The sequence below is a fragment of the Streptococcus mitis genome, assembly GCF_047459985.1.
Classification (GTDB): Bacteria; Bacillota; Bacilli; order Lactobacillales; family Streptococcaceae; genus Streptococcus; species Streptococcus mitis_DZ.
On record NZ_JASHHD010000002.1, the window covers coordinates 170,891 to 185,035 of the forward strand.

Genomic DNA, 14,145 nt, shown 5'->3' on the forward strand with positions numbered 1-14,145 from the left:
AAGATTGATAGATACATCCTCTAGAAATTTTTATTTGAAGAACACATCATCCGCAATTCCTTAACAGGTTTTCCAAGGTCAAGTATTTTTTCTTGACCATCAACAGTAAAACCTATTTTTTGATAGAAAGCAATGGCTCGCTTATTATCTTTCAATACCCATAAGAAAATTTCAGAAAAATAATCAAGAGCTGTTAAAGCCGCTTTCATTAACTTTTGTGCTATTCCTTTTCCATAATAGTCTTTTAAAACATATAAGGCAATGATTTCACCAGCTTGAATAGTCTCATCACGAAAATTTCCATAGCTGATAAATCCAACAACCTTCTTTCCATCCATCGCAATCAATGTATTTTCTGGATATTTTTGACTATAAAACCGGCACTTATCCAAAGTCATTTGTTCTTGAAATTCCTCAGACAAAATCTCATCATAAGCCTCTCTCCACGTTTGCCAGTGAACGAGGGATTTACCTTCTATCTCTCCAGGAGTTTCCATTGATTTGATAATAATCGTCATTTATTTTCTTCTCCTTAATCCAACGCCTTGACTTCCAGCATCATATCTCGAATCTGGGCAGCAAGTTCAAAGTCAAGCACTTCGACAGCTTCTTGCATTTGTTTTTCCAGTTTCTTGACGAGTTCTTTACGTTCTTTCTTATTGAGGCTATTGATATCAACTTCCTTGTCTTCTTCCTTAGCAACTGCCTTGGTTACAGCAATCAGATCACGAATTTCTTTCTTAATAGTTTGTGGAACAATACCGTGTTCTTCATTATAAGCCATCTGAATTTTCCGACGACGGGCCGTTTCATCGATAGCACGTTGCATAGACTGAGTAACGGTGTCCGCATACATGATGACATGTCCTTCGCTGTTTCGAGCAGCGCGTCCAATAGTCTGGATTAGGCCACGTTCGTTACGTAGGAAACCTTCCTTGTCAGCATCAAGTATCGCAACTAAGCTAACCTCTGGAACGTCAATCCCTTCACGAAGGAGGTTAATCCCAACTAAGACATCAAAGACCCCTAAGCGCAGATCTCGAATAATCTCCGTCCGCTCTAAAGTCTTGATATCCGAGTGCATGTACTTAACCTTGATACCCATTTCCTTGAAGTAGTCGGTCAAGTCCTCTGCCATTTTCTTGGTCAAGGTTGTGATAAAGGTACGCTCATTTTTCTCAACACGGGCATTGATTTCACCTAAGAGGTCATCAATCTGTCCCATAGTCGGACGTACTTCCACCTCAGGATCCAAAAGACCTGTCGGGCGAATGATTTGCTCAATCACTGTCTCAGTCTGTTCATTTTCATAGTCACCAGGTGTCGCTGAAACGTAAACAATCTGATGAACATGGTTTTCAAACTCCTCCCGACGGAGAGGACGATTATCCAGAGCAGACGGCAAACGGAAACCATAATTAACCAACATTTCCTTACGAGAACGGTCACCATTGTACATGCCCTTGATTTGCCCCATAGTCATGTGACTCTCGTCAATCATGATTAAGAAGTCATCTGGGAAGAAGTCGAGAAGCGTATAAGGAGGCTCTCCTTCGCTCCGTCCATCCATGTGGCGTGAATAGTTTTCAACCCCGTTGGTATAACCCATCTCACGTAACATCTCAATATCATACTCTGTCCGCTGTTTCAAGCGTTGGGCTTCAAGCAGTTTGCCTTCCTTTTCAAAGACAGTTAGTTGCTCCTCCAACTCAGCCTGAATCTTGGCAATGGCAACTTCCATGTGGTCATCATTGGTCACAAAGTGAGTCGCTGGGAAAATTGCCAAATGATCAACTTCTCCCAAAACCTGACCTGTCAGCGCTTCAACTTCACGAATACGGTCAATTTCGTCTCCAAAAAATTCTACTCGAAAGGCGTGTTCATCTCGGGAAGCTGGAAAAATTTCTACCACATCTCCACGGACACGAAATCTTCCCCGTTGGAAATCAATATCATTACGTTCAAACTGGATATCAACCAAGTCATTCAAGAGTTTATCACGAGAAATTTCAAGACCTGGACGGAGACTAACGACACTATCAGCGTATTCCTTGGGCGAACCCAAACCATAAATACAAGAAACAGACGCTACAACGATAACATCATTACGCTCCAAAAGGGCTGAAGTCGCTGAGTGACGGAGCTTGTCAATCTCGTCATTGACTGAACTATCCTTTTCAATATAGGTATCGCTAGAAGGGACATAGGCTTCTGGCTGGTAATAGTCATAGTAAGATACGAAGTACTCAACTGCATTTTCAGGGAAAAATTCCTTAAATTCTCCATAGAGCTGTCCGGCCAGAGTTTTATTGTGGGCAATAACCAGAGTTGGTTTATTGACTTTGGAAATGACCTGACTCATGGTATAGGTCTTCCCTGTACCAGTCGCCCCCATGAGAATCTGAGCTTTTTCTCCACCTTCAATGTTATCTACCAACTGCTCGATGGCTTGGGGTTGATCTCCTGAAGGTTGGTATTTTGATACTAGTTTAAATTGATTGTCTGTGATGCGATTGATCATAAGAATCCTCTCTCCATGTGCTATTCCTATTTTAGCATACTTGTAGCATTTTCACGAAGAAAAGGACGGACCGAAGTCACATCCTTTCATTTTCTTTCTTTAATTGATAAGCGAGATAGACAATCAGCAGTAACAATACCAGACTTGTCATAATAGAACCTTCAATCCCAAAAGATCCTCCTGCTATCCAGTCTTGATAACCTTGTGGTAAAAAGGTCATCAAGGACGTTCCTGATGGTTGACCACTAACTAAAATCCCAAAGAGATTACCCTGAGCAAAATTCCAAGCCCCATGAATACCGGCAACACCCCAAACTGTATCGGTTTTGAGAAGGTAAAGAGCCATGGCAACTCCGAATAAGAAGAGATTTACTAGAGATAAAGGTGTTATACCAGAATTGCTCATATGAAGCAGGGTAAAAAATAGGCTAGATATAACAATAGCAAGTTTTAGATTGGTTCTTGAGACCAATTGAGGAAGGAGCCAAGCACGGGACACCACTTCTTCTGCTGTCCCCTGTAAAATCCAAAATGGGATAGTAAAGACAACAAAGGAAATAGAATAAGGATTCAAGTGAATGGACTCCAAACGATATTGCCCCAAGGCCACTAAACCTAACAAGGTTAGAAGAAAAAGTGCCAGGCCTAGACCAAATCCTTTAAGTAGATTGCTGAGGAAATTCTCACTATAAAATCCCAAGGTTCGAATAGCTCTTTTCTCAACTTTTCTTGTCCATCTGAACACAGTGTTGAGAATAAAGCCAAAGGACAGCAATGATAAAATTAAACGAAAGTCACTTGTTCTATCCATCAAGCTCTGCTGCAAGGTCTGCAAGAAAGTTGCAATATTTTGACCAGTCTCTCCAAAATTTCTAGCAAGTCCTATGAGAGCTAATAAACTAATACCATACAAAGTATAAGCCACAAACTCTCCTATGAAGACAAAAACAAAGGCTAACAAGGGGCTTGTGTAAAGGTTTAACCGCATTTGGGAAACTTGGAAGTCTTTAAATATTCTTCTGTCCTTCATATCCCTGTCCTCTTTTCTTCTATTATATACTATTATTATAGCACTTTATAGTAGCAATTCAAGAAAGAAAAAAGAGACATATGTTATATTTTCTAACATAAAAATCACGTGATTTGCATTTTTTAGTGTTTTCTGATATAATGGGAAAATATTCGGAAAAGGAGACTAAAAATGAAGAAAAAATTTCTAGCATTTTTGCTAATTTTATTCCCAATTTTCTCATTAGGTATTGCGAAAGCTGAGACGATTAAGATTGTGTCTGATACCGCCTATGCACCTTTTGAGTTTAAAGATTCAGATCAAACTTATAAAGGAATTGATGTTGACATTATCAACAAAGTTGCTGAGATTAAAGGTTGGAACATTCAGATGTCCTATCCTGGATTTGACGCAGCAGTAAATGCGGTTCAAGCTGGTCAAGCTGACGCTATCATGGCAGGGATGACAAAGACTGCAGAACGTGAAAAAGTTTTCACCATGTCTGATACTTACTATGATACAAAAGTTGTCATTGCAACTACAAAGTCACACAAGATTAGTCAGTACGACCAATTAAAAGGTAAAACTGTTGGTGTTAAAAACGGAACAGCCGCTCAACGTTTCCTTGAAAGTATCAAGGATAAATACGGCTTTAGCATTAAAACATTTGACACTGGTGATTTGATGAACAACAGCTTAAGTGCTGGTGCCATCGATGCCATGATGGATGACAAACCTGTTATCGAGTACGCGATTAATCAAGGTCAAGACCTCCATATTGAAATGGATGGGGAAGCTGTTGGAAGTTTTGCTTTCGGTGTCAAAAAAGGAAGCAAATACGAGCAATTGGTTACTGAATTTAACCAAGCCTTGGCTGAAATGAAAAAAGATGGTAGTCTTGATAAAATCATCAAGAAATGGACTGCATCATCTTCTTCAGCAGTGCCAACCACAACGACTGCAGCTGGTCTAAAAGCAACTCCTGTTAAAGCTAAATACATCATTGCCAGCGATTCTTCTTTTGCACCTTTTGTTTTCCAAAATTCAAGCAACCAATTTACTGGTATTGATATGGATTTGATTAAGGCAATCGCTAAAGACCAAGGTTTTGAAATTGAAATCACCAACCCTGGTTTCGATGCGGCTATCAGCGCTGTCCAAGCTGGTCAAGCTGACGGTATCATTGCTGGTATGTCTGTCACAGATGCTCGTAAGGAAACTTTTGACTTCTCAGAATCATACTACACTGCCAATACTATCCTTGGTGTCAAAGAATCAAGCACCATTGCTTCTTATGAAGATTTGAAAGGGAAGACGGTTGGTGTTAAAAACGGAACTGCTTCTCAAACCTTCCTAACAGAAAATCAAAGCAAATACGGTTACAAAATCAAAACCTTTGCTGATGGTTCATCAATGTATGACAGTTTAAATACTGGTGCCATTGATGCCGTTATGGATGATGAGCCTGTTCTCAAATATTCTATCAGCCAAGGGCAAAAATTGAAAACTCCAATCGCTGGATCTCCAATCGGTGAAACAGCCTTTGCCGTTAAAAAAGGAGCAAATCCAGAATTGATCCAAATGTTCAACAACGGACTTGCAAACCTTAAAGCAAACGGCGAATTCCAAAAGATTCGTGACAAATACCTAGCTAGTGAATCTTCAACTGTATCAACAAGCACTGTTGATGAAACTACTATCTGGGGCTTGCTTCAAAACAACTACAAACAACTCCTTAGCGGTCTTGGTATCACTCTTGCTCTAGCTCTTATCTCATTTGCTATTGCCATTATTATCGGGATTATCTTCGGTATGTTTAGCGTTAGCCCTTACAAATCTCTTCGTGTGATCTCTGAGATTTTCGTTGACGTTATCCGTGGTATTCCTTTGATGATTCTTGCAGCCTTCATCTTCTGGGGAATTCCAAACTTCATCGAGTCTATTACAGGCCAACAAAGCCCAATTAACGATTTCGTAGCTGGTACTATTGCCCTCTCACTCAATGCTGCTGCTTATATCGCTGAAATCGTTCGTGGTGGTATTCAGGCCGTTCCAGTTGGTCAAATGGAAGCCAGCCGAAGCTTGGGTATCTCTTATGGAAAAACCATGCGTAAGATTATCTTGCCACAAGCAACTAAATTGATGTTGCCAAACTTTGTCAACCAATTCGTTATCGCACTTAAAGATACAACCATCGTATCTGCTATCGGTTTGGTTGAACTCTTCCAAACTGGTAAGATTATCATCGCCCGTAACTATCAAAGTTTCAAGATGTATGCAATCCTTGCTATCTTCTATCTTGTAATTATCACACTTTTGACTAGACTAGCGAAACGCTTAGAAAAGAGGATTCGTTAATGGCAAAACTAAAAATTGATGTAAATGATTTACATAAGTATTATGGAAAAAATGAGGTTTTAAAAGGAATCACGACCAAATTCTATGAAGGAGATGTTGTTTGTATCATCGGTCCTTCAGGTTCTGGTAAATCGACCTTCCTTCGTAGCCTTAATCTTCTAGAAGAAGTTACTAGCGGTCACATCACTGTGAACGGCTATGACTTAACTGAAAAAACAACCAACGTTGACCACGTCCGTGAAAATATCGGGATGGTGTTCCAACACTTCAACCTCTTCCCTCATATGTCTGTATTGGACAACATCACCTTTGCTCCTATTGAGCACAAGTTGATGACTAAGGAAGAAGCTGAGAAATTGGGAATGGAGTTGCTTGAAAAGGTTGGTCTAGCAGATAAAGCTAATGCCAACCCAGATAGCCTATCAGGTGGTCAAAAACAACGTGTAGCCATCGCTCGTGGACTAGCAATGAATCCAGACATCATGCTCTTTGATGAACCAACTTCAGCCCTTGACCCTGAGATGGTTGGAGACGTACTAAACGTTATGAAGGAACTGGCTGAGCAAGGTATGACCATGATTATCGTAACCCATGAGATGGGATTTGCCCGTCAGGTTGCTAACCGCGTTATCTTTACTGCAGATGGCGAATTCCTTGAAGACGGAACACCTGACCAAATCTTTGACAACCCACAACACCCACGTCTGAAAGAGTTCTTGGACAAGGTCTTAAACGTCTAACGTAAAACTGTAAGGATTTCCTTGCAGTTTTTTTCTATCTCGTATTGGATTTTTTGATTTTTCGGAAAATTATGTTAGAATTAAGTTTATGAAATGAGATTTCCTCATACCTAGTAAGACTAGGAATAAAAATAGAAATTAGGTAGCTAGATGTCATCTAAGGTTATTGTTACAATTTTCGGTGCGAGTGGAGACCTGGCTAAACGCAAGCTCTACCCTTCCCTTTTTAGACTTTATAAATCCGGCAATCTTTCCGAGCACTTTGCAGTCATTGGAACTGCTCGTCGTCCTTGGAGCAAGGAATATTTTGAATCTGTTGTAGTCGAATCTATCCTTGATTTGGCAGATAGTACCGAACAGGCTCAAGAGTTCGCTAGCCACTTCTACTATCAAAGTCATGATGTTAATGATACAGAGCACTACATTGCTTTACGTCAATTACAGGCTGAACTAAATGACAAGTACCAAGCTGAACACAACAAGCTCTTCTTCTTGTCTATGGCTCCTCAATTCTTTGGAACCATTGCCAAACACCTCAAGTCTGAAAACATTGTGGATGGTAAAGGTTTTGAGCGTTTAATCGTTGAAAAACCATTTGGTACAGACTACGCAACTGCAAGCAAGTTAAATGACGAGCTCCTAGCAACATTTGACGAAGGACAAATTTTCCGTATCGACCATTATCTTGGTAAGGAAATGATCCAAAGCATCTTTGCAGTTCGCTTTGCAAACTTGATTTTTGAAAACGTTTGGAACAAGGACTTTATCGACAATGTTCAAATTACCTTTGCGGAGCGCTTGGGTGTAGAAGAACGCGGTGGCTACTATGATGAATCTGGTGCCCTCCGTGACATGGTACAGAACCACACTTTGCAACTTCTTTCTCTGCTTGCCATGGACAAGCCAGCAAGTTTCACAAAAGATGAGATTCGGGCTGAAAAGATTAAGGTCTTTAAAAACCTCTATCATCCAACTGATGAAGAACTTAAAGAACACTTTATCCGTGGTCAATACCGTTCTGGTAAGATTGATGGCATGAAATACATCTCTTACCGTAGTGAGCCAAATGTAAATCCAGAATCTACAACTGAAACCTTTGCATCTGGTGCCTTCTTTGTAGACAGCGATCGCTTCCGTTGTGTTCCATTCTTCTTCCGTACTGGTAAACGTCTAACTGAAAAAGGAACTCATGTCAATATCGTCTTTAAACAAATGGATTCTATATTTGGAGAACCACTTGCTCCAAATATTTTGACTATCTATATCCAACCAACAGAAGGCTTCTCTCTTAGCCTAAATGGAAAGCAAGTAGGAGAAGAATTCAATTTGGCTCCTAACTCACTTGATTACCGCACAGATGCAACCGCTACTGGTGCTTCTCCAGAACCATACGAGAAATTGATTTATGATGTCCTAAATAACAACTCAACTAACTTTAGCCACTGGGATGAAGTTGGTGCGTCATGGAAATTGATTGACCGTATCGAAGAGCTCTGGGCTGAAAATGGTGCCCCACTTCATGACTATAAAGCTGGAAGCATGGGCCCTCAAGCCAGCTTTGACTTACTTGAAAAATTCGGTGCCAAATGGACTTGGCAACCAGATATCGCCTACCGTCAAGATGGTCGTTTAGAATAAAAAAATTTCCTGCAAGTTTATGCCTTGCAGGATTTTTGCTTCTGATTAGATTAAGCCTTCCAAGAGACCCTTCATAAAGTTTTCTGAGTTAAACTCACCAATATCATCGATCTTTTCACCAAAACCAATCAGCTTAACAGGGATATTGAGTTCTTCACGGATTGCTAGAACAACACCACCTCGGGCAGTCCCGTCTATCTTGGTTAAGACAATCCCTGTAACAGGAGTAATTTTTGAAAATTCCTTGGCTTGAACAAGAGCGTTTTGTCCTGTTGATGCATCAAGAGCCAAGAAGGTTTCATGCGGAGCTTCTGGCACAACACGTTTGATGATACGACCAATCTTTTCCAGCTCAGCCATGAGATTATCCTTATTTTGCAGACGACCAGCAGTATCAATCATGAGAATATCGATACCTTCAGCCACGGCACGTTCCATTCCATCAAAGACCACACTGGCTGGGTCAGCTTTTTCAGGTCCAGTCACAACTGGGACGTCCACACGACGGCCCCATTCAGCAAGCTGGGCTACTGCACCTGCACGGAAGGTATCTGCCGCAACCAACATGACCTTCTTGCCAGCTTGCTTGTAGCGATGTGCTAGTTTTCCGATAGAAGTTGTTTTCCCAACACCATTCACACCAACAAAGAGCATGACTGTCAAGCCATCTTGGAAGTGGATGCGTTCATCATAGTCGCCACCTTTTTCATAAAGCTCAACCAATTTCTCAATAATGACACGGCGAAGTGCGTCAGGTTTCTTGGCGTTTTCAAGCTTGGCTTCGTAACGTAGTTCCTCCGTTAAGTTTGAAGCTACCTGCACACCGACGTCGCTCATGATCAGCAGTTCTTCCAGTTCCTCAAAAAATTCTTCGTCAACAGAGCGGAAGTTGGCAAAGAAGGCGTTCAAACGGGCACCGAAACCTGTGCGAGTTTTTTTAAGACTACGATCATATTTTTCCTGAACAGTTTCTTCTGCTTGAGGCGTTTCTTGTTCAAGCACTTCAGAACTATTTTCCTCTACAGTCTCTAGGAGCTCAGAAGTCTCTTCCTCTGAGACTTCTTGTGAGTTTGGAAATTCTTCTATTTCTTCTTGAGAAACTTCTACAACTGACTCTGAATCCTGATTTTCTTCAACTGTGTCTTGATTTTCCTCTTCTTCGAGAACAGCTTCTTCAGAACTTTCAACCACTGCTTCTGTTAAGGCAGACTCAACATCTTCAGATAAATCAAGATTTTCCAGAGCTTCTTTTACAACTTCTTCGATTTTAGGTTCTTCTTTTTTTCCGAATAGACGGTCAAATAATCCCATATCTTAGTTCTCCTTTAGTGCATATTCTTCGATAGCCCAAGCGACAGCTTCCTCGTCATTAGTCATAGGAGTCACTACATTTGCGACTGCCTTGACTTCGGGAACAGCGTTTTGCATGGCAACACCGAGCCCTGCCCATTCAATCATAGAGAGGTCATTGGCCTCGTCACCACAGGCCATAACTTGGCTTTGCTCGATTCCAAGATGGCTGATTAGTTTTGCCAAGCCTGTTGCTTTATGAACATTCTTTGGTGACCATTCTAGCAACATTTCACGTGATTTAAAGATTTCATATTGGTCAAATAATTCTGGAGAAATCTTCTGAATGGCTGCATCCAAGGGTTCTTGAGCAAAGGCAGTCACGCATTTATTGTAGGTCATTTGACTAGATAGGTCTTCAAAGTTCACTGGAACAAAGGTCAAAGCTGGATTGAATTTGGCATAAAGACTTTCTTGGTCAGATTGGATTTGATAAACAGTTCCTTCTGAGATGGCATCAAGAGGCAGTGATAATTTCTCTGTTTCTTCGTACAAGCGTGCTACATCATCATATGAAAAAACTGTCTTATCAAGGATTTCACCTGTATTTTTCTGAACTAATCCACCATTAAAGGTAATCGTATACTCATCTTCCTGACCGTCAGTCCCTAGCTCATGGAGAAAGAAATCCATGGCTTTTAAGGGACGACCAGTTGTCAATACAACCTTGATGCCACGATCACGCGCAGCTTTCAAGGTTGCCTTGGTACGATCCGTCAGCCTTTTATCAGTAGTCAGCAAGGTCCCATCCAAGTCCAATGCAATCAATTTTATATCTGCCATTATAAGCCCTCCATATAAGCTATAACCGACTGGTCTTTATGGTGACCAATCACAGTCTCTGCTAATTCTAAAATTTCTGGTCGTGCATTTTCAGGAGCTACAGGATGTCCCACAACCTGCATCATATGCAAGTCATTTAGATTGTCTCCAAATGCCATGACCTGATCCATTGTGATACCAAGTTTTTTAGCTAATTCAACAATAGCCACTCCCTTATCGACATAGTCCAGAACAATATCAATGGATTCAAAGCCAGTTGTCATGGCCTTAACACCAGGGACATTTTCATTGACCCAAGCCTCCCCAGCTTCAAGAGTCTCTTCAGTGAAGTTGGTTGTAAATTTGAAAATGTCATCTGTGATATCTTCCAGACTCGTTACTTTTTGGATATTTTCATTATAATGCTGGCTCACTTTCAAATAGGTCTCATCAACCGTATCTAGAACATAAGAACCCTTCTTACCCGTCAAGAGCAGTTTATTGATATCTATATAAGGTGAAGTTTTCAGCTTTTCAAAAGTTGCCAGATAAAACTCACGAGACATGGTCGCTTCATACAAGTCCTGACCTTGATACTCTACCAAACTGCCATTTTCCGCAATGAAAATAATGTCATCACGAACATCAGCAAATAATTTTTCTAGAGATAGGAATCCGCGCCCCGAAGCTACTGCAAAGTAAATCCCTTTTTCCTTGTAGGAAACAAGTAAGTTTTTGAGGCGTCCCATATCAAAGCGCCCATTCCCATCTAGGAAGGTTCCGTCCATATCCGTTGCTACTAGTTTAATCATAAAATTTTTCTTACTCCGATTAGTAAATCTACCTCCTATTATACCATAGATAAGTAGAAAAAGGACTAGTCTATCAGCTTTGCTTCTCTTTTATCCTTCTCTACTAGCTAGTGCTGTTTCTAACTTAAAAAAAGCTCGTAAAATTAGAATCGTGCAACTTTTTTCAGATAGTTTTAAAAGATTGATTTCCTTATATTTTTCCTTTATACCGGATAAAAAGGAGAATACTATGTCAGAAACAAATCACGAAATCGATTCAAATTTTGCAGGTCGTTTAAATATCTTGCGTGCGGGTGTTCTTGGTGCTAACGATGGAATCATTTCCATTGCTGGTGTGGTTATCGGGGTTGCCAGTGCCACGAGCAATATCTGGATTATCTTTTTATCAGGTTTTGCAGCTATTTTGGCAGGTGCCTTTTCAATGGCTGGTGGAGAATATGTATCCGTTTCAACGCAAAAAGATACCGAGGAAGCAGCCGTTGCGCGTGAGCAGCTCTTGCTAGACCAAGATATGGAACTAGCCAAAAAGTCTCTCTATACTGCCTATATCCAAAATGGCGAATGCGAAACTTCTGCCCAACTCTTGACCAATAAGGCCTTTCTTAAAAATCCACTCAAGGCTTTGGTTGAGGAAAAATATGGGATTGAGTATGAAGAATTTACCAATCCTTGGCACGCTGCCATTTCTAGCTTTGTTGCCTTTTTCCTTGGAAGTTTGCCTCCAATGTTGTCAGTGACCATCTTCCCAAGTGAATACCGCATCCCTGCTACTGTCCTTATCGTTGGTGTGGCCCTTCTTCTCACTGGTTACACTAGTGCCAAACTTGGAAAGGCTCCGACTAAAACAGCTATGATTCGAAACCTCACTATTGGTCTCTTGACTATGGGAGTGACCTTCCTGCTCGGACAACTTTTCAGCATTTAATATACAAGAAATACCTCGATTTTGAAGTCGAGGTATCTTTTTTACATTTGCACAATCTTGCGATAGCTTCTAGAAGTAATCATGAAAATCAGCACATAGGCGATGAGGAAGATAGCGCAGATAGACAAGGTCACTGTCAACATCATAGTCGCATCCAGTACGCCAATCACTTTTAAAATCAGACTAAGCATATGGTAGGCAAAGGCTAGATGTAGGAAGGCAAAGAGCAAAGGAAGGAAGAAAACAGTTAAAACCTGTTTGTTGATGGTTTGCTTGATTTGCTTTTGATCTAAACCGACTTTCTGCAAGATAATAAAGCGTTCACGATCTTCATAGCCTTCAGAAATTTGTTTGTAGTAGATAACCAGAACCGTTCCTACCATAAAGATAATGGATAGGAAAATACCGATAAAGAAGACACCACCAAAGAGGGCACTCATCTGAGCACTAGCATCTGATAGATTGCTACCATACACATAGCTACCTTCCGTGTTTAATTGAGCAGTAAACTTTTGGAGGTATTTTTCATAGTCTTCAGCGACCTTGAGCTGTTCTTCTTCGCTGGCATTTACATTCATACCACCGTAAAGCTGATTATACATGGCAGAATCTGGGAATTGGTCCAAAAAGGCTTGTAAATCTGGAACAACAAGATAATTGTAATCAGCAGTCAAAATATTAAACTGATTTGGGACATGGTTCACGATGAAATCTTTAGTAAATTCTTCTTTTACAGAAAATTGATGATCGTTTAGAGTTAAGCCTTTCTGACCTTTCAGTCCATCATTCTTAGCGAAGAGTCCAACCTCATTTCCTGATAGAGACAGTTTTTGACCAGTCATATTTTCATAATCTTTTTGGTCAAATACCATGAAAAGTGTTTTGGGTTGGACACGATTTTGTCCTTTTTCAAAAATGGTTAACTTAGTTCCTTCTTGGTTCACAACACCAAAGTAAGTGTAACGAAGCACTTCTTTTTCTTTGATACTATAACCTTTGTCACTTGCAAACTGACTCAAGAGTTTGTCCAAATCTTCTTTTTCAACATTTTGCCCTGAAACCCCAAAATCATGAGGATTTAGAACTTTTTTTAAGCTTTCTGAAGCATTAAAAATGCTTGTCGCTGCAGACATGGTTACCAAGACCATTGTTGACAAAATAGCGATAGTTGCTAGTCCAACCGCATTTTTCTTCATACGGAAAATCAAGTTGGACACTGAGATAAGGTTATTTGGTTGGTAATAGTATTTCTTGTTTTTCTTTAAGATTTGTAGGAAAACTGTAATCCCTGCATTAAACAATAGATAAGTACCAAAGATAACCAGCAAAACAGCTAAGAAGAAGGTTATTAGGGCTGTAAGAGGATCTTTTACAGTAAGGGCAAGATAATAGCCAATCCCTAAACTAATGGAACCAAGAATGGTTTGAAGAGGAAGGAAACGACCTTTTTTCTCACCGCTAGCTTTTTCACGAGAAAGCTGGAGAGCATTCATACGGGCGATTCGAAGGGCATTCAGGAACATGAGGCCTAGGAAAATCAATCCAAAGACAACTAGCACTGCAATGACAACTTTCATCTGGAAGGTAGCGACTAGTTCAACCTTCAATTTCATCAGTTTGAGCAAGAAAGCGAAAATCAACTTGTCAAACAAGGCTCCAATACCGATTCCCGCTCCAACAGTTAGCATTCCAAATAGTACCAACTCCTTAAAGGTCATGCTGATCAGATGACGCTTTTCTAAGCCCAACATGCCATAAATTCCCAGTTCCTTGGAACGATTCTTCATGACAAAACTATTAGCATAAAGGACAATAATAGCAGATGCAAGTGTGACAATCACCATACCAAATCCTAGAGTAGCTTGGATGGTTTCCCCTCCACGAATTTCTGCAATTTTGGGATTGAAGGTTAGGGAGTAAAAGAGATAGGTGACGGTGACTGCCAAGAGAACAGCCAGTGCAAAGGGATAGTAGAGTTTGCGGTTTTTAATCAAATTGGATACCGCTAACTTATTGGTTAATCGAAACAT

At 40.5% G+C, this 14,145-nt stretch carries 11 protein-coding genes; 4 read left to right on the forward strand and 7 right to left on the reverse strand.

The annotated features are described in order from the left end of the window. Nucleotides 1-20 precede the first annotated feature (20 nt). The 3 genes from QM959_RS02370 to QM959_RS02380 all read right to left on the reverse strand — a co-directional run bounded on the left by QM959_RS02370 (nt 21) and on the right by QM959_RS02380 (nt 3,551). Entirely contained in the window at nt 21-518 is a 498-nt protein-coding gene (locus QM959_RS02370; RefSeq protein ID WP_414371182.1) for a GNAT family N-acetyltransferase, read from the reverse strand. 14 nt (nt 519-532) lie between these two features. Further along, nucleotides 533-2,521 carry an excinuclease ABC subunit UvrB gene (gene uvrB, locus QM959_RS02375; RefSeq protein WP_414371184.1) on the reverse strand — a complete coding sequence of 663 codons (1,989 nt, stop codon included), beginning with the start codon at nt 2,519-2,521 and terminating at the stop codon, nt 533-535. A gap of 76 nt (nt 2,522-2,597) precedes the next feature. Beyond that, on the reverse strand, nt 2,598-3,551 hold the full coding sequence (locus QM959_RS02380) for a CPBP family intramembrane glutamic endopeptidase (RefSeq protein ID WP_414371186.1): 954 nt from the start codon (nt 3,549-3,551) through the stop codon (nt 2,598-2,600). 171 nt (nt 3,552-3,722) lie between these two features. On the opposite strand from QM959_RS02380, the gene QM959_RS02385 reads away from it, so the two are divergent. From QM959_RS02385 to zwf, 3 genes are all read left to right on the forward strand, one after another. Continuing rightward, a complete protein-coding gene (locus QM959_RS02385; RefSeq protein ID WP_414371188.1) occupies nt 3,723-5,888 on the forward strand; it encodes an ABC transporter substrate-binding protein/permease in 2,166 nt (721 codons plus the stop codon). Continuing rightward, nucleotides 5,888-6,628 (forward strand): amino acid ABC transporter ATP-binding protein, encoded by a 741-nt coding sequence (locus QM959_RS02390; protein WP_124787698.1) that lies wholly within the window; start codon nt 5,888-5,890, stop codon nt 6,626-6,628. Before QM959_RS02385 ends, QM959_RS02390 begins: the two co-directional genes overlap by 1 nt. Nucleotides 6,629-6,778: 150 nt before the next feature. Then, nucleotides 6,779-8,266, forward strand: a complete 1,488-nt coding sequence (gene zwf, locus QM959_RS02395; RefSeq protein WP_414371190.1) for a glucose-6-phosphate dehydrogenase — start codon at nt 6,779-6,781, stop codon at nt 8,264-8,266. A gap of 45 nt (nt 8,267-8,311) precedes the next feature. Here the strand turns inward: zwf and ftsY are convergent, their stop codons facing one another. Genes ftsY through QM959_RS02410 form a run of 3 tightly spaced genes read right to left on the reverse strand, consistent with a single transcriptional unit; the run spans nt 8,312 to nt 11,190 of the window. Next, a complete protein-coding gene (ftsY, locus tag QM959_RS02400) occupies nt 8,312-9,577 on the reverse strand; it encodes a signal recognition particle-docking protein FtsY (protein ID WP_414371192.1) in 1,266 nt (421 codons plus the stop codon). Nucleotides 9,578-9,580: 3 nt separating this feature from the next. Beyond that, nucleotides 9,581-10,399: a Cof-type HAD-IIB family hydrolase gene (locus QM959_RS02405; protein WP_414371195.1), complete on the reverse strand. Its 819-nt coding sequence runs from the start codon at nt 10,397-10,399 to the stop codon at nt 9,581-9,583. Continuing rightward, nucleotides 10,399-11,190, reverse strand: coding sequence for a Cof-type HAD-IIB family hydrolase (locus QM959_RS02410; RefSeq protein ID WP_414371196.1), 792 nt, complete (start codon nt 11,188-11,190; stop codon nt 10,399-10,401). The genes QM959_RS02405 and QM959_RS02410 overlap by 1 nt, the downstream gene beginning before the upstream one ends. A 229-nt stretch (nt 11,191-11,419) precedes the next feature. Here QM959_RS02410 and QM959_RS02415 point away from each other — a divergent pair, with 229 nt between their 5' ends. Beyond that, nucleotides 11,420-12,115, forward strand: a complete 696-nt coding sequence (locus QM959_RS02415) for a VIT family protein (RefSeq protein ID WP_414371198.1) — start codon at nt 11,420-11,422, stop codon at nt 12,113-12,115. Between the two features lie 41 nt (nt 12,116-12,156). Here QM959_RS02415 and QM959_RS02420 read toward each other — a convergent pair whose 3' ends face one another. Continuing rightward, nucleotides 12,157-14,145: an ABC transporter permease gene (locus QM959_RS02420; RefSeq protein ID WP_414371200.1), complete on the reverse strand. Its 1,989-nt coding sequence runs from the start codon at nt 14,143-14,145 to the stop codon at nt 12,157-12,159.